This is a genomic window from Gordonia sp. w5E2, assembly GCF_036540975.1.
GTDB classification, from domain to species: Bacteria; Actinomycetota; Actinomycetes; order Mycobacteriales; family Mycobacteriaceae; genus Gordonia; species Gordonia jacobaea.
Genome location: NZ_CP144213.1, coordinates 2,504,159 through 2,524,351 on the forward strand (window position 1 = coordinate 2,504,159; position 20,193 = coordinate 2,524,351).

General features: G+C 64.3%; 17 protein-coding genes. 13 read left to right on the forward strand and 4 right to left on the reverse strand.

Annotated elements, in window-relative coordinates; genetic code table 11:
• Positions 1–16 precede the first annotated feature (16 nt).
• From RND64_RS11250 to RND64_RS11265, 4 genes are all read left to right on the forward strand, one after another.
• The gene (locus RND64_RS11250) at positions 17–1,021 is read left to right on the forward strand and encodes an ATP-binding cassette domain-containing protein (protein ID WP_270483021.1); all 1,005 of its coding nucleotides are present in this window, start codon (positions 17–19) and stop codon (positions 1,019–1,021) included.
• Between the two features lie 8 nt (positions 1,022–1,029).
• A complete protein-coding gene (locus tag RND64_RS11255; RefSeq protein ID WP_049697537.1) occupies positions 1,030–1,863 on the forward strand; it encodes an ABC transporter permease in 834 nt (277 codons plus the stop codon).
• A complete protein-coding gene (locus tag RND64_RS11260) occupies positions 1,860–2,699 on the forward strand; it encodes an ABC transporter permease (protein WP_053117326.1) in 840 nt (279 codons plus the stop codon). The genes RND64_RS11255 and RND64_RS11260 overlap by 4 nt, the downstream gene beginning before the upstream one ends.
• A gap of 100 nt (positions 2,700–2,799) precedes the next feature.
• Positions 2,800–4,053 (forward strand): phthiocerol/phthiodiolone dimycocerosyl transferase family protein, encoded by a 1,254-nt coding sequence (locus RND64_RS11265; protein ID WP_049697397.1) that lies wholly within the window; start codon positions 2,800–2,802, stop codon positions 4,051–4,053.
• 3 nt (positions 4,054–4,056) lie between these two features.
• On the opposite strand, the gene RND64_RS11270 is transcribed toward RND64_RS11265, so the two are convergent.
• Positions 4,057–4,875, reverse strand: a complete 819-nt coding sequence (locus RND64_RS11270) for a class I SAM-dependent methyltransferase (RefSeq protein ID WP_049697398.1) — start codon at positions 4,873–4,875, stop codon at positions 4,057–4,059.
• A gap of 179 nt (positions 4,876–5,054) precedes the next feature.
• On the opposite strand from RND64_RS11270, the gene RND64_RS11275 reads away from it, so the two are divergent.
• The 4 genes from RND64_RS11275 (at position 5,055) to RND64_RS11290 (ending at position 8,879) form a co-directional block, all read left to right on the forward strand.
• Positions 5,055–5,693: a flavodoxin family protein gene (locus tag RND64_RS11275; protein ID WP_049697539.1), complete on the forward strand. Its 639-nt coding sequence runs from the start codon at positions 5,055–5,057 to the stop codon at positions 5,691–5,693.
• Positions 5,693–6,193, forward strand: coding sequence for a DUF2505 domain-containing protein (locus RND64_RS11280; protein ID WP_049697399.1), 501 nt, complete (start codon positions 5,693–5,695; stop codon positions 6,191–6,193). Before RND64_RS11275 ends, RND64_RS11280 begins: the two co-directional genes overlap by 1 nt.
• On the forward strand, positions 6,186–7,028 hold the full coding sequence (locus tag RND64_RS11285; RefSeq protein ID WP_083444281.1) for a nitroreductase family protein: 843 nt from the start codon (positions 6,186–6,188) through the stop codon (positions 7,026–7,028). The genes RND64_RS11280 and RND64_RS11285 overlap by 8 nt, the downstream gene beginning before the upstream one ends.
• Positions 7,029–7,136: 108 nt before the next feature.
• Positions 7,137–8,879, forward strand: a complete 1,743-nt coding sequence (locus RND64_RS11290) for a hypothetical protein (protein ID WP_049697400.1) — start codon at positions 7,137–7,139, stop codon at positions 8,877–8,879.
• Positions 8,880–8,923: 44 nt separating this feature from the next.
• On the opposite strand, the gene RND64_RS11295 is transcribed toward RND64_RS11290, so the two are convergent.
• On the reverse strand, positions 8,924–9,712 hold the full coding sequence (locus RND64_RS11295) for an SDR family NAD(P)-dependent oxidoreductase (RefSeq protein WP_049697401.1): 789 nt from the start codon (positions 9,710–9,712) through the stop codon (positions 8,924–8,926).
• A gap of 92 nt (positions 9,713–9,804) precedes the next feature.
• On the opposite strand from RND64_RS11295, the gene RND64_RS11300 reads away from it, so the two are divergent.
• The gene (locus RND64_RS11300) at positions 9,805–11,295 is read left to right on the forward strand and encodes a flavin-containing monooxygenase (protein WP_049697402.1); all 1,491 of its coding nucleotides are present in this window, start codon (positions 9,805–9,807) and stop codon (positions 11,293–11,295) included.
• A gap of 3 nt (positions 11,296–11,298) precedes the next feature.
• Here RND64_RS11300 and cobG read toward each other — a convergent pair whose 3' ends face one another.
• Positions 11,299–12,510: a precorrin-3B synthase gene (cobG, locus tag RND64_RS11305; RefSeq protein ID WP_083444282.1), complete on the reverse strand. Its 1,212-nt coding sequence runs from the start codon at positions 12,508–12,510 to the stop codon at positions 11,299–11,301.
• Between the two features lie 241 nt (positions 12,511–12,751).
• On the opposite strand from cobG, the gene cobN reads away from it, so the two are divergent.
• The gene (gene cobN, locus RND64_RS11310; protein ID WP_049697403.1) at positions 12,752–16,381 is read left to right on the forward strand and encodes a cobaltochelatase subunit CobN; all 3,630 of its coding nucleotides are present in this window, start codon (positions 12,752–12,754) and stop codon (positions 16,379–16,381) included.
• A gap of 19 nt (positions 16,382–16,400) precedes the next feature.
• Here cobN and RND64_RS11315 read toward each other — a convergent pair whose 3' ends face one another.
• Positions 16,401–17,267: an alpha/beta fold hydrolase gene (locus RND64_RS11315; RefSeq protein WP_049697404.1), complete on the reverse strand. Its 867-nt coding sequence runs from the start codon at positions 17,265–17,267 to the stop codon at positions 16,401–16,403.
• 66 nt (positions 17,268–17,333) lie between these two features.
• On the opposite strand from RND64_RS11315, the gene RND64_RS11320 reads away from it, so the two are divergent.
• The 3 genes from RND64_RS11320 to RND64_RS11330 all read left to right on the forward strand — a co-directional run bounded on the left by RND64_RS11320 (position 17,334) and on the right by RND64_RS11330 (position 20,140).
• Positions 17,334–17,825 carry a MarR family winged helix-turn-helix transcriptional regulator gene (locus RND64_RS11320; protein ID WP_053117329.1) on the forward strand — a complete coding sequence of 164 codons (492 nt, stop codon included), beginning with the start codon at positions 17,334–17,336 and terminating at the stop codon, positions 17,823–17,825.
• Between the two features lie 152 nt (positions 17,826–17,977).
• The gene (locus tag RND64_RS11325) at positions 17,978–18,478 is read left to right on the forward strand and encodes an FxsA family protein (protein ID WP_049697405.1); all 501 of its coding nucleotides are present in this window, start codon (positions 17,978–17,980) and stop codon (positions 18,476–18,478) included.
• Between the two features lie 36 nt (positions 18,479–18,514).
• A complete protein-coding gene (locus RND64_RS11330; protein WP_049697406.1) occupies positions 18,515–20,140 on the forward strand; it encodes an amidohydrolase in 1,626 nt (541 codons plus the stop codon).
• Positions 20,141–20,193: the final 53 nt, after the last annotated feature.

Consider the following 20,193-nt stretch of genomic DNA (forward strand, 5'->3'; position numbering starts at 1 on the left):
CGAGTCCGACTACGCGGTGGTGGTCGAAGGGCTGCGCAAGCGCTTCGGCGACTTCGAGGCGTTGCGTGGAGTGAGCTTCTCGGTTGGTCGTGGTGAGGTCCTCGGCCTGCTCGGCCCCAACGGAGCGGGAAAGACCACGACAGTCGACATCCTGTCGACGCTGAGCACACCCGACTCCGGCATCGTTCGCGTCGCCGGGCACGATGTCGCCACCGATCCTGCGGCGGTCCGACGGTCGATCATGCTGACCGGTCAGCAGGTCGCGCTCGACGAGATGCTCACGGGCCGTGAGAATCTCGTCATGTTCGGACGACTCCAGGGCTTGCGCAAGCACGCAGCCAAGAGACGGGCCGACGAGTTGCTGGACCAATTCGATCTGCAGTACGCGTCGGATCGTCAACTCGGCACATACTCCGGCGGCATGCGCAGACGTATCGACATCGCGTGCGGACTCGTGGTGCGCCCAGAAGTCGTCTTCCTCGACGAGCCGACGACCGGCCTCGATCCCCGTAGCAGGCAGTCCGTGTGGGATCTGGTGGCCAAATTCAAGGGCGAGGGCATCGCAACCGTGTTGACCACCCAGTATCTGGAAGAAGCAGACACGCTGTCGGACAAGATCGTCGTCATCAACCGGGGCACCGTCATCGCCCAGGGCACCGCCGACGAACTCAAGGCGAGGACCGGTGCGACGTTCTGCGAAATCGTTCCGCGCTATCCCTCTGACATTCCGCACATCCTGCACGCACTCGGCCCGATGATGATGCCCCGCCAGAAGCAGAACATGCTGTCCGCGGAGACCGACCGGGTCTCGATGCCTGCGCCACGCGGCCCGCAGACGCTCGTCGAGGTCGTTCATCGGCTCTCACCAACGGGAATCCAACTGGCAGACATCGGCCTCCGACGCCCCTCACTCGACGAGGTGTTCTTCGCCCTCACCGGCAACACCGAGACAGCACACCAGCAACCCACCAACGGACAGAACACCGGCGGCCGTCGCCCCGACGAACGGCTGACGAGGTGACGGGAACGGTGCGTAACGGCGCCTATGCGCGGGACGCGTCGACCACCCGCGACGTGGAACCATCACGCCTGCAACAGTGGTGGGTGCTGACGTCGCGCTCGATTCTGCCGACACTGCGCAATGGCGAACTCGTCACCCAGATCGCGGCGTCGATCATGTTCACCGTCGGCTTCTACATCCCCCTCAAGAAGATCGGGATGTACGCGACGGATATGAGCAGCTATGCCCAATACCTGATGCCGCTCATCGCACTGCAGGCAGTCAGTTTCGCGGCGATCTCGGGCGCGTTCCGTTCCGCGTCGGATGCCGTCGCGGGCATCAACAGACGTTTTCGGGCGATGCCCATCTCGCGGTTCGTTCCGTTGGCATCCCGATTGACGGCGAGTATGTACCGCTGCACGGTCGCTCTCGTGATCTCGCTCATCTGCGGTTACGTCATCGGCTTCCGCTTCTACAACGGAGTGGGCGGCACTGTCGGATTCTGCCTGCTCGCACTCGCGATCGGACTGGTTCTCTCGCTGTTGGGGGAGGTGGTCGGTACCGTTGCCCGCAACCCGGACGCGACGACACACATGATGATGTTGCCGCAGTTGATCTTCGGATTGCTCTCGGTCGGTGTGCAATCGGCAGAAGCCTTCCCGTCGTGGATTCAGGGCTTCGTACGAAACCAGCCGATCTCTCAGTTCGTCTATGCGCTGCGAGCACTCGCGGGTGACTCGACCCCCTATGCCGGTGAGACCGGCTGGGCCACAATCGGACCTGCGATCGCCTGGATCGTGGGTCTGCTGGCGGTGTTGATGATGGCGTACGCGTTCACCTCGTCGGAGAAGGTGAAGAAATGACCTCGACCATCGAATTGGATTCCGTCACCACGCTGCCCGCCCGCGGCGATGACACGGCAGAGACGTCGCTGCGATCCCTCGTCCGCGACACCGCAACACTCACCGCGAGACTGCTGCGCCGGTGGACACGCGACCCGGCGACCACTGCGGAGACGGTGCTGGTGCCCGTCGCCTTTCTGGTGACGCTCAATATCGTGCTCGGCGACGGCATCCAACGATTCAGTGGACACAGCGCGCTCTACGGCAGCGTGCCGCTCGTCGCAATGGTCGCGGCCACTCAGGGTTCGACGGTGGGCGGCCTGGGAATCATGCGCGAGCGCGACGACGGTCTACTCGCCCGTTTGTGGGTGCTGCCGATCCATCGGGCAGCCGGATTCATCTCGCGATTCGCCGCGGAGGCCGCGCGAATCGTCTTGGCAACACTTGCTCTGATGATCACCGGCCTGATTCTGGGTATGCGTTTTCACGAGGGCGTACTCGCCGCGATCTGCTGGTTGTTCGTGCCCTGCATATTCGGGCTCGCGTTCTTCATGATGGTGGCGACGGTTGCGCTGTACTCGGCCAAAGCGATCGTCGTCGAGGCCACGGCCCTCATCTCCGGCCTGTTCATGTTCTTCTCCACCGGGTTCGTGCCACTCGACGCCTACCCGGAATGGATTCAACCGGCCGTGCAACACCAACCGCTCAGCTACACCATCGACGTGATGCGCGGACTCTCGCTGGGCGGTCCGGTGCTGACACCGCTGACGGGGCTGCTGATCTGGTCGGGCGCCATCATCGCCGTGTGCCTGATTCCCGCGGCAATCGGCTACCGCAAGGCGAGCATGCGCGACTAGCCGGACGCCGCGAGCACCAGACCTGCGCCCAGAGATATTGGGCCCACAGACAACGAGACGTGACCTTGCGCCCCACCACCGAGATGGCAGGAAAGACCGAATGAGTTCAGCTTCGACGATCAGAAAACTGGCCAAGAGCGAAGAAATGTTCGCCGCGACACACAACTTCGTCGGTCTCGGTGCGCACCTGTCAGGCCCGCTGGACGTCGACGCGCTGGCCGATGCTTTCGACACCCTGCTCGACGTTCATCCCGTCCTCGGTGGACATCTCGAGCAGACCGAGGACGGTCGCTGGGAGATCGTGGTCGACGACCTGATGCATCCGGGCATCATCGTCGTCGACAATTCAGATACCGAGATCACGCCCATCCACTTCGATCAGACCGAAACGCTGGTCCATCTGCGGGTGATCGTCGGAGACGACACGGTGCAGGCGACCCTCTATGTCCACCACGCCCTCGCCGATGGCCACCATCAGTTCAGTCTCATCGAAGAACTCTTCTCGTACTACACCGATCTCGTGACAACCGGTGACATCCGTCCCGGCAAGATCGAGCCCGCGCCTGCGTCGTTGGAGACGGTGTTGTCCGAACGCGGCATCACGAAACTCGCCCGCTCCGGACTCGAACGCTTCATGCCCGCATTGTTTGCGTACGACCTGCCTCCGTCACGGCGTTCGGCGTCCGCAGAACGCCCGCCCGCACCGATCCGCGTACCGATGGCGTGGTGTCAGCTCTCGGCTGAGCACACGGCCGCCATTACCGCGTACGCGCGCAATCACAAGATCAGCCTCAACGGGGTGCTGTCGGCGGCCATCCTGATGGCAGAGTGGCGATTACGAGGCGAGCGCGCGATCCCCGTGCCCTACATCTACCCGGTCGACCTTCGCTACATCCTCAGTCCACCGGTAACCGCGACTGCTGCGACCAATCCCGTGGGCGTCGGCACCTTCCTCGCCGAGATCGACCGCAGCACAGACGTTCTGAAACTGGCTCAGGCAATCGCCGACGCTTATCGCACCGACCTCGATGAGGGGGTCATCGCGCAGTCACTACTGCACTTCACACCGCAGTACGACGGCAATCCACCCGGACTTCCCGATGTGGTGATGATGACGGACAACGGCATCATTCCACCCATGCGTACGCCGAGCGACATCGAGTTGGTCGCGGTGCACGGCGAACTGCACTTCCAGGTGGCCGGCGGTATCGAGATGTACACGAGCAAGATCTTCGCCGGTCAGCTCATGGTGGAATACCACACCCACGGACCAGAACCGGAGCGTTCCATCGCGGCAGTCGAGCAGTTGCTCATCGAACTCGCCGACGCCGCCGTCGCAAGCAGCGTCGGCTGAGGATCAGAAAGCGAATCGATGGTATTGCAACGACTTTCGAGCAGCAGGCATCGCCCGCGTCACAGCTCCGGCGGTGCGAAACGAACCGCGCACCCGATCGAAGGTGGGTGCGTCGAACAGCGTGGTGTCGTCGACACTGCGCAGGCCAGGGACCTCGTCGAGCACGTCTGCGGGATCGTTGACCGCCCAGTGCAGCGTCGAACCGGAACGCCTGTTGAGCATGTGCATCTTCTGTGTCTTGATGGCCAACCAGTTGTAGAAGTCGATCTGGATCTCGCCGGAATCGAATCGGTCGACCACGCGTCGCAGCAACGCGGTGCCCTCGTCCTGGGTGAGGTACATGCTGATGCCCTCCGCGAGAAACAGCACCGGCTTGTCTGTCGGGATCTTCTCCAACCACGACGGGTCGGTGGCAGACGTCTTGATGAGCTCGTAGTCGGGGCGCGTCGGGTAGATCTGTTCACGGAGGGCGATCACGTCGGGAAAATCGCAGTCGAACCATCGCACCTCGGGGCCCGGATCGAGTCGGAACACCCGCGCGTCGAGACCACACCCGATGTGGATGACCGTCGCCTCGGGGTGTGCGGCGAGGAATTCGCGTGCCCACATGTCGTACAGGGCGGTCCGTACTGTGACGATCGGTGCCCACTTCGCCGTGACTTTCAGGTCACTCCAATCGAAGTCGAGTCTGCCGACCGCGTCCCGTGCGAACGTATCGCCGAGAACTGGCTCGTCGAACTGTGCATCGAGGGATTTCAGGTACAGGGTGGTGAGCATGGTCTTCGCGGCACCGGTGAGGTCTACTGCGGCCTTGTCGGTCATTCGCAACACACTAACGGGAGAATGCTCTCGGCGCCATCACGGCGGATCACATCAACTGGCCGTGCGAAGCGAATGCATAGTTCCTCGAATAGTCCACTCCGATTTCCTGCACGCATACGAAAGGGTTTCCGGTGATCGATACGCCAACCACCGAAGGGCGCAAAAGCCCCCGCGTGCTGATGCTCTATTACAGCTACTCGGGACAAACTCGTCGGCTACTCGACACCGCCGCAGCAGAATTCGCGACGCGCGGGTACGACGTGACGAACGCCCAGATCGGATTCACAGACGCTCGATATGCCCGTCGATTCGCTCGATTTCCCATGCGTAACGTCTGGCCGGACATGCTCAGCGTCCTGCCGGCACAAGTAGCCGGAAAGACCGGTGATATCTCGATTCCCCGAGAAGTGAGCGAAACCCCTTATGACCTGGTGTGCATCGGTTCTCCGACGTGGTGGAGCAAAGCGTCCATGCCGATACGCTCATTTCTGAAAACTGACGAAGCACGAAACCTCCTCGCGGGCACACCCTTCGCGACGTTTGTCGTCTGCCGCGACAGTTGGAAGGGCAATCTCGACGAGGTGCGCAAGCTCGGCCAATGGCAGGGCGGCCACTACATCGGAGGAATGCACGTCGAGTATCCCGGCGATCAGGTCCGTTCGATGTTGTCTCTCACCAGCTTTCTCGGCTCGGGGGAGTATCGCGAGTCGTACCGCGGCGTCCGGCTGCCACCGACCAACGTGCAGCCCGAGCACCTTGACGAGGTTCGCGTTTTCGCAGCGGGACTGGCAGATCGGCTGATGGGGGAGAAGGTCTGATGGCGCGTGAATTCGAGGTCGAGGTCTCGTCGTCGGCAACGCCGGAGCAGATTCTCGCAGCCTTCGGGCGCACCGAGTACTGGCACGACAGATTCGCGGAGTTCGACAACCACACGGTTCTCGACGATCTCACCGTGGACGGCGGCCGAACCGAGGTCGTCACGGTGCAAGACCTGGGCCACGATGCGCTGCCATCGCTGTTGACCAAGGTGTACCGTCGCGGCCTGACGATCCGTACGACCGAGACCTGGGTGACCGTCGAGAAGGACGTCGTCCGTGGGGAACTCGTGGTCGAGGTCACCGGCGCACCTGGGTCCGGCGGAGGTACGGCCGAGATCGCCCCCGACGGCGACGGCTCTCGCATGACATTCTCCGGTGTGGTCGCAGTGCCCGTTCCGCTCCTTGGCGGAAAGATCGAAAGCCATGTCGCACAGGAGTTCACACTCCACATACCGGTCATTCAAGAGTTCACGACCGAGTGGGTACGGACCCATGACTGACGCGAAACGACCGTCGGCCAGGACGCCGGAACCGATTCCGAGCACCGACGAGGCACTCGACCGACTGGCCATGCCACTCGACGCGGCAATGATGACGCAACGAGCGATTCGACGGGTGTTGCCCGATCCGGTCGACGACGCCGTCGTCCTCCGATGTATCGAGCTCGCGCTCCAGGCGCCGACCGGAAACAACGGGCAGCAATGGGAGTTCGTCGTCGTCAAGGATCGTGAGATCAAGCGACGATTGGCGAAGCGCTATCGACAGGCATGGAATCTGTACACCCGCTTCGCGCTTCGCTACCTGGTACGACAGGACCCGGCGACCGCACGCACGGTCAAGGCCGTGCAGTGGCAGGTCGACCATTTCGAGGAGATACCGGTACTGGTGATCGCGTGCCTACGGCTTGGCGTGAGAGAGGGACGGGTCACCGGACTCCGGATGCCGCACCCTGCAGAGTCGGGCTATTGGGGATCGATCTATCCCAGTGTGCAGAATCTGCTGCTCGCCGCCCGAGCGATGGGTCTCGGAGCGTCGCTCACCACGATGCCCCTGTGGAACCTGACGTCGGCACGTCGGATCCTGCAGTTGCCCGCCAACGTCACCCCGGTATGCGTCGTCCCTATCGGGTGGCCTCGCGGCCGCTACGGGCCGTCGACGCGCCGCCCGGTGGGAGAGGTCACGCACCTTGACGGTTACGGCGTGCGCACCTGGCTTCAGCCGCTCGACGCCACAACCGAACCCGACGAGTCGACCCGGCGGCCGACAGCAGACACGTCGACGGAAGACCCGGAGACAAGTAGCAAGATCACGAATGTTTCTGTCCCACAAGCGTAACGGCGACAGCGTCGATATCGATAAGGTACTGAACCCTTCTCGGCAGACGTGCCAAGTGACGCCGTCGCGACAGAGAGCCGACCCATGAGCAGAGGAACGACACCCACGATGTCCACCACCACGTCCACCACTTCGAGAGCCGGCCGCCGCGGCGCCGTCGTTGCCGCCGTCGCGGGCGCAGGTCTTGCGGTGACTTTGGGCGCGCAGCTCGCGGGTCCCGGGGCGCAGGCGCATGCGGCTGGTTCAGTAGCCAATATTCCAGCCAACGTGTACGAGACGCTGGCGAACATGCCCGCAGTGCAATACCAAGCACTGCAGCAGACGACGAAGGCGTTCAACGACTCCGGCAACTGGTGGCTCTATATCCCGACGAATGTCGTCGGATTCGATCAGCAGGACTACGAGAAGGTGGCTGCGATCAGCCTCCTTCTCATGCCGATCCCGAAAGTGGCTGCGGCTCAATCGGATCAGTTGTGGATGACATTGGCGACGTTCGCACCGATGACACCTAATTGCACCGGAGTGCCGGGGCCGTGCAGCGATCCCCTGTATTTTCTGCAGTACGGCCAGGTCCCGATGTGGCAGTTGCTGAGTCCTGAGGGCTACACGTTCCCAGAGATCCGCAACACGATCGATCCGGACAGCGAGTACTACACCGCGGCCGATGGTCAGCAGGTAGCCATCCAGCCGTGGTGGTCGGGTCAGACTGTCCACCTCGACTTCCTCGGGCCCGCAAAGGCGGTCTGGGAGACTCTCACCGACGATCCATCGGGGAAGATCGAACAGGGTCCGACGGCGCAGCAGTGGGCGCAGGCATACCGCGAGTTCGGTACTGCAGTCTTCAACGGCCTGAACCCGTTTGTCGACGGAACCTATTGTCTGCCCTGCCAATTGTTCGGCACCGCCGGCGCTCCCGGATCGCTACCCAAGTTCGCGTTGTTCGGGAAGTACTACACGGCGTTCAACCTCGGACAGAAGCTGACCGAACAGGACTGGAGCCTCAACCCACCGTCCGACTACGACCCAACCGACCCCACCCGCGAAGACTACGTGCCTGTCACCAACATCTGGACCAAGGCCGCCTGGGATCAGATCTTCACCGATGGCGTGACATCGACCCGCGATTCACTCGCGCTGATCCCACAGTTGCCGACGATCATCCCGCAGAATCTCGCGACGTTCGGCGACCAGCTCGATGAGTTCTCGAAGTTGTTGGCTCACAACATAGTGGCCAACATCGACGGCCTCGCCACCGCGGGTGGAGCGACGTTCGGTTCCGCCGAAGAACTGGCGGAGATGATCAAGGAGTCGTTCGTCAACGCGCTGCCGTCAGCGACCACAGGCGACAACGGCCGTACGTCGAGCACGCTACGCAGCGTGGTGCCGACGACCGCGGCGAAGACAGCTGTGACCCTGACCGCCGACGAGGCTCTTCGCGGAAGCAAACCGCTCGCATCCGACAGCAAGTCGGCGGATCAGGACATACCGACGTCGGGTCCCGGCGCGGAGCCATCTGCCGCTGCGCCGGAGCCTGGTTCGCCGTCAACCCAGTCGCCGACCACTGTCTCCCCGTCACCGACACCGTCTCCAACACCACTGCCGAGCACCACTCCCGACGAGACGACTTCGGCACCAGCGCATTCCACACCGGAGCACTCGACACCATCAGAATCGGAGCCGACAGAATCGTCGCCGGACGCGGGGCAGACGTCCTCCGCGCCGAGCGTAGGCAAGCATCGTGCCGATGACGGTTCCGGGTACACCGGCAAGCATCGCGCCACAACGGGAACGTCATCCGATAGCGGCGCGTCGACGAGTTCGGCCGGCGGTTCTACCGGCGCGGCGGCGTAACGGCTTTCGCCATGTCCCGGTTCGGAATGTCCCCGCTTGCAGTGTCACCGTTTGGAACGCTGACCCTCACTGATCGCGGTCACGATCTTGTCGCTTCCCGACAAGCGTGCCAGACGGGCCGCGGTGTCCGGGGCGAACGCCCCCACAAGGGTTGCCGCGCGCAGACTGACCGGTGCCACGGTGGTCTCCGCACGGTTTCGTTCGATTGCTCGCACCGTGGCGCGAGCAACTTGCGCCGTGGTGCGAGTACCCAAGCGGGGCAACGACACTGCCGAATCGGCGATCATGCCCGCGTCCCTGACCGGACCGGGGAAGATCGACGAGACACCGACGCCGTGAGGGCGCAGATCGTCACGCAAGCCGAGCGCGAATCCCCGAACACCGAATTTGGTTCCGTTGTAGAGCGCTGTGCCTGCCGACGCCGATTTGCCCGACAACGACGACATGAAGACCAGGTGTCCTCGTCGTCGTGGAATCATCTGTTCGGCAATCAATTTCGCGAGAATGACCGGGGCGCGCAAGTTGACGTCGATGGCCCTGTCGATCTCGTCGTTCGTGTATTCGGTGATCTCTCCCGACGCCGGCACCCCTGCGTTGGCGATCAGAATGTCGATGTGCCCCGCCTCGCGCACCAGTTCGGCGGGTCCGCCGGGAGTTGCCAGGTCGACCGCAATCGCATTGCCGCCCAATCGCTTTGCGAGCTCGGAGATCACAGCGTGCCTGCGTCCGGTGAGGATCAAGCGGCCTCCTTTTGCGGCCATCGCGTTGGCGAGCGCCTCGCCGATGCCGCCACTGGCTCCTGTGATGAGAACGTTCGCCCCGGAGATATCCATACTCACGAGAATAGAGCTTGACTATGACGAGACCACCGGAATCAGACCAAGGTCCCACGACGTCGACAACGCCGTCGGGGTACCGTGCCTCCATGAACGAAGCGCAGTACGACGTCATCATCGTCGGCGCCGGTTTCGGCGGAATCGGTAGCGCTATCGCACTCAAACGGTTGGGGTTCGAGAACATCGTCATTCTCGACCGTGAAGATGACCTGGGCGGAACCTGGCATGTCAACCGCTATCCAGGACTGGCGGTCGACGTCCCGTCGCCGACATTCTCGTTCTGGTTCGAGCCAAACCCGAACTGGTCCAAGCTCTACGCACCAGGACCGGAACTCAAGCGATACGCGGTCGATGTCGCAGACAAATACGATGTTCGACGCCACATGCGGTTCAACACAACGGTAAACGGTGCGAGGTGGGACGAGGACTCGTCGACCTGGCAGGTTGCGGTCGACGGCGGCGAAACGCTCACGACGCGTTTCCTCATCTGTGCAACAGGATTTCTGTCACAACCGGCAAAACCTGATATTCCCGGCCTCGACTCATTCGCCGGACATATCGTCTACACCTCGCGCTGGGACGACGACTACGATTTCGCGAGTAAGCGCGCAGCGATGATCGGGACCGGTTCGACTGCCGTGCAGGTGATTCCGGAACTCGCCAAGGAAGTCGGCGATTTGACGGTGTACCAACGGACGCCGATGTGGGTCATGCCCAAACTCGATCTTCCGATTCCGGCTCCTGTCCGTGGACTGTTCGCCAAGGTCCCGGCGACACAGCGCGCGGTGCGCTGGGTGACCGACGTGACCCAAGAGATGCTGATGCTCATCGCGATGTGGAAGTACCGCAGGTTTCGATCGCTCAACGAGAATGCGAAGAAGCTCGCAGCACTTTTCCGCTTTCTTCAGGTCCGCGACCGCGGGGTGCGCCAGGCATTGACGCCGACATACGACTACGGCTGTAAGCGGCCAACCGTGTCGAATCAGTATTACCGGGCGTTCGGCCAAGACAACGTGCATCTCGAGACGGCGGGAATCGACCACATCGAGCCTGACGGAATCGTGACGCGCGACGGACGCAAGACGACAATCGACGTACTACTGCTCGCAACCGGCTACGACGTGTGGGAGGGGAATCTCCCAGCCATCGAGGTGATCGGTCGAGATGGGCGGAACCTCGGAAAGTGGTGGCGCGACACAGCTTTTCAGGCTTACGAAGGTGTCTCGATCCCGTACTTCCCCAACTTCCTCAACTCGGCGGGACCGTACTCGTGGGTGGGGTTGTCGTGGTTCACCACTGTCGAGTGCCAGATGCGACACATCGCACGACTCTTCGGCGAGCTACAACGTCGAGACGCAACCACTTTCGAGGTCACCGAGGCAGCCAACACCAGGTTCTTCGACGACATGACCACCAGAATCGCCGATTCGGTGTTCGCGCTCGGAAACTGCGCGACGTCGAGGTCATATTGGTTCAACAGCAAGGGCGAGACGCCGCTGTTCCGTCCCACGTCGGTGAACGAGGCGGTAACTGCCCAGGACTCGTTCCCACTCGATGACTACGTGTTCGACCGGACCTGATCCTCACTCGTGTGTGCGTCGGTATCCGGCGCCGGTGGCCTCGACCCGCAGGTGAGGTTCGCGCGGTGATCCGCATCCGCGCTCGCACCCCACCCAGTGTTCACGCTCGACGACCGGAAGCCCCGATTCGACGCGTTCGCTCACGTCGGTGCGTACCTCGGCCAGGCCACTCGAGCAGCCGGGTGCGCCGGCACAGCTGCTGACCCGTGTCCACGGCGACGCGGCGTCGAAGATCAGTCCCATCGGAGCGAGAACCCGCACCACGGTCTCGGCGACGCCCTCACCGAGGTCGCAGACGAGGATTTCGCGGTCGGGGGTGAACACCACCGGCGCTTCGACGGCTGCGACGAACTCGGCGAGTCGAGCAGGCAGGCGCCCGAGTTCGACCACCGCTCCGAGCAGCACGCGACCGTCGTCCTGATCGAACCAACCCACCCGAGGCTCGTCGGCTGTCATGGCGACGGGGGAGCGGTCGAGCGGCGGGTCGAGTCGGCTCCGAGTCGCTGCGATCAGATCGAGGCGCGCGGACGCAGGGAGATCGGCTATGCGCCACGCACCGTCCGCCGCTTCGAGGAAATCCTGCGCGACGCTCAGCATCACCTGCGCAACGGCAGATTCCTGGGCGACCGAGCCTGCGATCTCGCCGTCGACGACGATGTCGAAACCGGTCGTTTCGTCGATGCGGATGCGCGCGATGGCACACACGTCGGTGCCGCCACCCACGATGTCGGTGTGCCCGTCGTCGAGGCCGAAGAGGAACCGTCCAGATAGTGCCGTGAGGCGCCGATCCGAGCGGAGCGCGTCGTCGAGCTCGTGCGCCAGAGGGCGTAGATCAGTGAGGCCACCAAGTCGCCCGGTGAAGGGACTGACCTCGATGTTGCGTACCTTTTCGTGACTGGTGCTCGGTACCAGGTCGGCGTCGACAAGGGCGTCGGCGACAGCGTCGACCTCTGTGATGCCGCGTATCTGCACATTGGCACGCCCCGTCAGATCGAGGAAACCGTCGCCGTACTGCGAGGCCACACCGGCGAGTACAGCTAGTTGCTCCGGCGTGATCGAACCTCCGAGCAGGCGAACACGCGCCAGTGCGCCGTCGGCCGCCGGATGCGGGGTGAAGACTCCAGGGCATCGATCAGACGCTGGTCGCCCCGACGGCAACTCACCAGTGAGCTCACGGGACTGGCCGTCTGCAGAAGAAGAGTCGGGGTCACGCACGGTATCCAGCGTAGGCGTCGGCGGTACACAGCGGCCGCACGCGGGACGTGTGCGGCTGTGTCGGAACGCACTGCACTAGGCTGAGCCGCACGAGGTGCGCGGAAGCCGGTGCGATTCCGGCGCGGTCGCGCCACTGTGACGCGAGAGCCAACGGGCTGCCGCGAAGCCAGACCTGCGACCTCGGACCTGTCTCGGCCCTGTCCCACCTGTCTCCGCGCGAGTCGGAGTCCGAGGAGTTGCGATGATCCTGCTGCTGTCCACGTCGGACACCGACCTCATCACCGCTGACGCCAGCGACGCGGAGTATCGCGTCGCGAATCCGTCGCGGATCCTGCTCGACGACGTTCCCGGCATGGTCGCCGACGCCGACCTCACCGTCGTACGCATACTCGGTGGGCGTCGCGCCTGGGAGGAGGGACTCGATGCCGTCCTCGCGGTCGGGAAGCCGGTGGTCGTCCTCTCCGGAGAACAGCAACCCGATCCCGACCTGATGGCGCTGTCGACGGTGCCCGCCGGTGTGGCCGCAGACGCCCACAACTATCTCGCCTTCGGCGGCGTGCCCAACATCACCAACCTCCACAACTTTCTGTCCGACACGGTGTTGCTGTCCGGGAACGGGTTCGAACCCCCCGAACAGACTCCCGGCTGGGGAGTTCTCGAGCGGCAGCCGACCAGTGCCGTTCCCGACACCGCGCCGGCGATAGGCGTCCTCTACTACCGAGCGCAGCATCTGGCGGGGAACACGCGGTACGTCGAAGCACTGTGCGCAGCAATCGAGGAACAGGGCGCGCGGCCGATTCCGATCTTCTGCGCTTCATTGCGTACCGCACCCGACGACCTCATCGAGTTGCTCGCCACCGCAGACGCACTGGTGGTCACCGTCCTCGCTGCCGGTGGTGCGACACCCGCCACGGCGTCGGCCGGCGGAGACGACGAGGCGTGGAACATCGAGCGCCTCGCCGCACTCGACATCCCGATCCTGCAGGGGCTGTGCCTCACCGGGCCACGAGCCGACTGGGAGGCCAACGACGACGGACTCTCGCCGCTCGATGTCGCCACGCAGGTGGCCGTTCCGGAGTTCGACGGCCGCATCATCACCGTGCCGTTCTCCTTCAAAGAGTTCGACGAAAACGGGCTGCCCTGGTACCAGCCAGACAGTGAGCGATGCGCTCGGGTCGCCGGAATCGCGGTGTCACACGCCCGTTTACGGCATATCTCGCCCGCGGATCGTCGGATTGCACTGATGTTGTCGGCGTACCCGACCAAGCACGCACGTATCGGTAACGCCGTCGGCCTCGACACACCACGCAGCCTCGTACGCCTGCTGCACGCCCTGCGCGCCGTGGGCTACGACATCGGCCCGGAATCGGGTCCGGACGCGATTCCCGGTCTGGCCGAGAATGACTCGGACGCACTGATTCACGCGGTCATCGACCGGGGCGGCCAGGACTCCGACTGGCTGACCGAGGAGGCCTTGGCTGCCAACCCGATTCGCGTCAGCGCCGCCGACTACGAGCGGTGGTTCGCGACGCTGCCGGATGAACTGCGGCACGACGTCGAACAGCACTGGGGGCCTGCGCCAGGCGACCTCTTCGTCGATCGATCGCAGAGCTCCGAAGGCGAAATCGTCGTCGCAGCACTGACATTCGGCAATGTGGCCATCATGGTGCAGCCGCCGCGAGGGTTCGGCGAGAATCCTGTCGCGATCTATCACGACCCCGACCTTCCGCCATCGCATCACTACCTCGCCTCCTATCGCTGGCTCGCGGGTAGGGCCGGTGCCGCACAGGACATCCCGGGCTTCGGTGCCGATGCGATCGTGCACATCGGCAAACACGGCAACCTCGAGTGGCTGCCGGGCAAGACACTGGGAATGTCGGCACAGTGCGGCACCGATGCCGCACTCGGCGACGTCCCGCTGATCTATCCGTTCCTGGTCAACGATCCGGGCGAGGGCACCCAGGCCAAGCGTCGAGCACACGCGGTACTCGTCGACCACCTGATCCCCCCGATGGCGCGGGCCGAATCCTACGGCGACATCGCGCGACTCGAACAGCTCCTCGACGAGCACGCGAACATCTCGACTCTCGATCCCGCGAAACTCCCCGCGATTCGCCAACAGATCTGGACGCTGCTGACCGCCGCGAAGATGGACCACGATCTCGGCCTCACCGAACGGCCCGACGAAGAGGTCTTCGACGACATGCTCCTGCACGTCGACGGCTGGCTGTGCGAGATCAAGGATGTTCAGATCCGCGACGGCCTCCACGTCCTCGGTGAACCACCCGTAGACGACGCCGAGGTCGATCTCGTTCTCGCGATGCTGCGGGCACGCCAACTATGGGGCGGCACAGAGGCTTTGCCCGGTTTGCGCGAAGCCCTCGGACTCGACGAAGGCGCAGACTCCGTGCGTACCGACGTCGACACCGTCGAAGCCACCGCCCGCGATCTCGTGGCAAGGTGCGCCAAAGGGGAGTGGTCGGCGTCGGCAGTCGAGGACGCGGCGGCAGGCCACCCCGCCGCTGTCGGCGACGTATTGCGCTTTGCCGCAACAGAAGTGGTCCCGCGGTTGCGGCAGACCGCTGGAGAGATCCCGCGAATTCTGCACGCACTCGACGGTGGCTTCATTCCCGCGGGCCCGAGCGGTTCGCCGCTACGCGGACTGATCAACGTGTTGCCGACGGGCCGCAACTTCTACTCCGTCGACCCCAAGGCAGTTCCTTCTCGGCTCGCGTGGGAGACCGGACGAGCGATGGCCGACAGCCTGCTGGAACGGTACCTGACCGATCACGGTGAATACCCTGCCTCCGTGGGACTTTCGGCGTGGGGCACCAGCGCCATGCGTACCTCGGGTGACGACGTCGCCGAGATCCTGGCACTGCTCGGCGTCATGCCGATCTGGGACGAGGCGTCGCGGCGGGTCCGCGATCTCGAACTGATCGACCTCGACGAACTCGGTCGCCCACGCATCGACGTCACCGTCAGGATCTCCGGATTCTTCCGGGACGCGTTCCCACACGTCGTGACCATGCTCGACGACGCCGTCGCACTCGCGGCGTCGGCCGACGAACCCGACGACCAGAACTTCGTCGCCGCACACGCCCGTGCGGCGCTGGCCGAGCACGGCGACCAACGTCGGGCGACGACCAGGATCTTCGGCTCCAAACCCGGAACCTACGGTGCGGGGCTGTTGCAACTCATCGATTCTCGCGACTGGCGCAGCGACGAGGACCTCGCACGGGTCTACACCGAATGGGGCGGCTACGCCTACGGACGCGAACTCGACGGCATCGCCGCAGTCGACGACATGCGCTCGGCGTATCGCAGGATCAAGGTGGCCGCGAAGAACACCGACACCCGCGAGCACGACATCGCCGACTCTGACGACTACTTCCAGTACCACGGTGGAATGGTGGCAACGGTCCGAGCGCTGACCGGCAAGTCCCCGGAGGCATACATCGGCGACTCGACGCGGCCCGACGCCGTCCGAACGCGCACGCTCTCCGAGGAGACCAGTCGGGTTTTCCGTGCACGGGTCGTCAATCCCCGGTGGATCTCCGCCATGCAGCGACACGGGTACAAGGGCGCCTTCGAGATGGCGGCCACCGTCGACTATCTCTTCGGGTACGACGCCACGACCGGCGTCGTCGCCGACTGGATGTACGAGAAGCTCACCGAGTCCTACGTACTCGACGAACGCAATCAGGAGTTCATGAATCAGTCGAATCCGTGGGCACTGCACGGCATCGCTGAGCGTCTCCTCGAAGCCGTCGACCGCGACATGTGGGAGGCGCCGCCCGCCGACATGCTCGACCAGTTGCGGGCGGTGTACCTGCAGGCCGAGGGCGAGATCGAGGGCCGGTCGGAATAGCCGCCGGCCGGGACCGGTGCTAGCACCCGGATTCGTCGAGCGCCGCCTCGAGCACGTCGCCGAAGACGTCCGGGTACATCGGCAGGCTGTGGTGTGTTGCATCGGCAACGATCTCGACCTGCGTACCCGGCCACGTGGAGTGGACGTTCTCAGCGATTCGAGCGACATCGTGCACCCGACTCTGCTTCGCGAGGATCACAGTGCGGCGCCTGACCTCCGGTCGCACGGACCGCAGACGCCGAGGTATGACGAGCTTCGTCGTCGGCATCGTCGCGCCGAGTGCGGCGACATCTGACCACTGCTCGTCGAGCGGTCTACATCCGGTTTCCCATTCGAGAAACCTGCGTTCACGGTTCTCGTTGGGAGACAAGAGAATAGGCAATGCATGGGCGAGGTACTCGGGGCGCATGCCACCGAAGACCGAGTTGGGTTCAACCAGGATCAGCCCGTCCGTCGGGAACCCACCACCGGCGAATGCGAGAGCGATCATCGCCCCATACGAGTGGCCGATCAACGTCGGTTCGTCGACACCGAGTGTCGCCACCGTGACGGCAAGCCAATCCAGGAGGTCGGGGACCGACGAGATCGGCGTGCTCGAAGGTATTGATGCACCGACCTGGCCTGGAATGTCGACTGCGTAGACACGGTGTCGCCGACTGAGTTGTCCGATCACCGAGTACCACTCCGTCAGCGTTGCCCCTGAACCCGAAAGCAGGACGAGTGGTCGACCTGAGTCGGGTCCCGAGGCGACGACGTGCGTGTTGCCGTAAGGCGACGCGAGATCGAACCGCCGGGTGCCCGGCGGCCAACGATTCACCAGCGCGTCGTAGGCCTCGGAGAATCGTCGGCCTATGGGAGAGGCCAGGAAGGTAGCGGTCTCGCTCATATTTACCTCGATAATCTAGTTACTTGCTCATCAAGCTATATCAAGCCGGCGCTAAGGTCGAGAACCGTGACTTCCCGTGAGCGCGCGGATGAGAGCGGACCGCGCTATCTGCTGATCCGCCAGTTGCGCACACTCATGACCGAGCTGGACATTCGAGGAGCGCGGTTCGCGAGAACGGTGGATCTTCATCCAACCGATCTGCGCGCGCTTATCGCGCTCCTCGACGCTGAACGCGACGGAGTGCCTGCGACCCCGGGCTGGCTGGGAAGGAAGCTCGGGGGAGTGAACTCGGCAACCATCACGTCGTTGCTCGACCGACTCGAACGTGCCGGCCTCGTCGAGCGCACCGGCGACCCGGGGGATAGGCGCAGAGTTCTGCTGTCCGTTACCGAGCGCGCACGTGACACGGGTCGAGAGTTCTTCGGGACACTCATCGACGACGCGCTGACAGCACTCGCCGAGTTCGACACCCACGAACTCGACGTCATCGGACGGTTCCTCGAAGCAATGCGCAGTGCGTCTGACCGGAGCACGGACGACGAGCAGGGCACTACGTAGCCGGTCCGGGTTGGGCCCTGAACGCAAGCGGTTACGTGGCCCCGGCGCGGGAGCAAAATCGGGTGCTCGTTCGTTGGACGGAGTGAATGGCATATATCCGGGGCGGCGTCGGGTGTCGAAACCCACCTGCATCGGACCAGAAAGGCACACCCATGCGCTTCCCGTACTTCCTCGTCTACCTGGTGATCGAGATCGCCGTGTTCGTGGCCATGGTCATGACACTCGGCTTCGCCTGGGCGGTTTTGATCACACTGCTGGCTTCCTTCGTCGGATTCGTCATCCTCCGTTGGCAGGGCCGCAAGGTGTTCGGTGAACTCCGCCGCGCCTCACGAAACGAAGTCGACGCACGAGCCCCGCTCGCCGACACCGCCGTGGTCGGCGCCTCGTCGATCCTGCTGATCGCGCCTGGCCTGGTCTCCACGGTTGTCGGAACCATCGCACTCCTTCCGCCGACGCGACGTGCCCTGCGTCCGGTGCTGGCTGCAGTCGGCGCGCGCACGATGATGTCGGCAATGGACCGGGCAGGCGCCTACGGCCAAGCCGGGGTCAGGCGAGGAACGGTCATCGACGGCACCGTCGTCGACGATCCGACCTACTCAACACCGAACTCCTCGACCTCGGCCGAGCAGCCGCAGCTCCCGCGGGGCCACTGACACACCAGGGTCCCCACAGGGGCACACTGAACAATCGTGGCAACCGAACTGCTCCTTGGTGGGACCGTCTATTCCTCCGCTATTCCTGACGCGACTGCCCTTGCGGTCACCGACGGCGTAGTGACCTGGGTGGGTACCGACGACGTGGGGAAGGCCCTGCACCCCGATGCTTCCGTGACCGATCTGGAAGGGCTTTTCGTCGCACCCGCATTCGTCGACTCACATGTGCATCTGACGTCGACCGGACTCGCGCTCACCGGGCTCACTCTCAACGATGCCGTGTCGCGCACCGATTGCCTTCGCATGATCGCGGACGCGGTATCGACCGTCGGCGAGGGCGACCTGATCTGGGGCCGGGGCTGGGACAGCTCGACATGGTCGGGCGCCGAGGCCTTCGACGGCCGGTTCCCGACAACTGCCGACATCGACGCGATCGTCGGCAACCGCCCGGTCTATCTGGCTCGAGTCGACGAACACTCCGCCGTGGCCTCGACGGCGCTGCGCCGCCTGGTCGTCGGCTTGGAGGACGCACAGGGCTATCACCCCGACGAGCCGCTGATCGCCGAGGCGCACCACCTCGTGCGAGGAGCCGCACGATCGTTGGTGAGCCCCGCGTCGCGCACCCGCGCACAACTGCGCGCACTCGACGCGGTCGCATCGATGGGGATCGTGGCCATCCACGAGAACGGCGGGCCGGAGATCAGCGGTCTCGACGACTTTCTCGCCATCGGCGGACTCGATCATCCCGTCGAGGTCCGACGCTATTGGGGGCAGGCGGCCGAGAACGCCGACCACGCGCGCGAACTCGTCGCGATCGCCGGCGCCGACGCGCTCGGCGGCGATCTCTTCATCGACGGTGCGATCGGCTCACGGACCGCATGGCTCCTCGAGCCCTATCACGACGCCCCCGACGTCACCGGTATCGACTACCTCTCGCCGGACACGGTTCTCGACCACCTACGCGCATGCACCGAGGCCGGGCTGCAAGCCGGCTTTCACGTGATCGGCGACGCGGCGACGGCGACAGTGGTTGACGCGCTCGACGCACTAGCGGCCGAGTTCGGCACGCCCGCGCTCGCGTCGCGCGCTCACCGCGTCGAGCATGCGGAGATGGTCGACGCCGCCCAGGCTCAGACCTTGGCCGCGTGTGGTGTCGTCGCGAGCATGCAACCGCAGTTCGACGCAGGGTGGGGCGCACCGGGCGGCCTCTACGCGCAGCGCCTCGGCAACGAACGTGCCTCCCGCATGAACGATTTCGCCACGCTCGCCAAAGCTGGCGTGGCACTGGCATTTTCGTCGGATTCACCCGTCACCGCGATGGATCCGTGGGCGACGATACGTGCGGCCGTCCACCACAATCAGCAACGGAACGCGATCTCGGCTCGCGGTGCGTTCGCAGCCTCGACGCGAGGAGGCTGGCGCGCGGGAGGAACCAATGACGGACTCACCGGCACATTGGCGGTCGGCGCACCGGCGAGCTACGCGGTCTGGGAGGTCGACGAACTCGTCGTTGCCGGATCGCACGAGAGCGTTCAGCGCTGGTCGCTGGACCCTCGGTCCCGTGTGCCCGCACTTCCCGACGTCTCGCCGGGCAGCCCGCTGCCGCGGTGTGTGCGGACTGTGCACCGTGGTCGTGACATCTACCGCGCCGAGGGTCACTGACCAGTGAGCGACCCAGTGGCCGACAACCCAGTAGCCGACAACCCAGTGGCCGA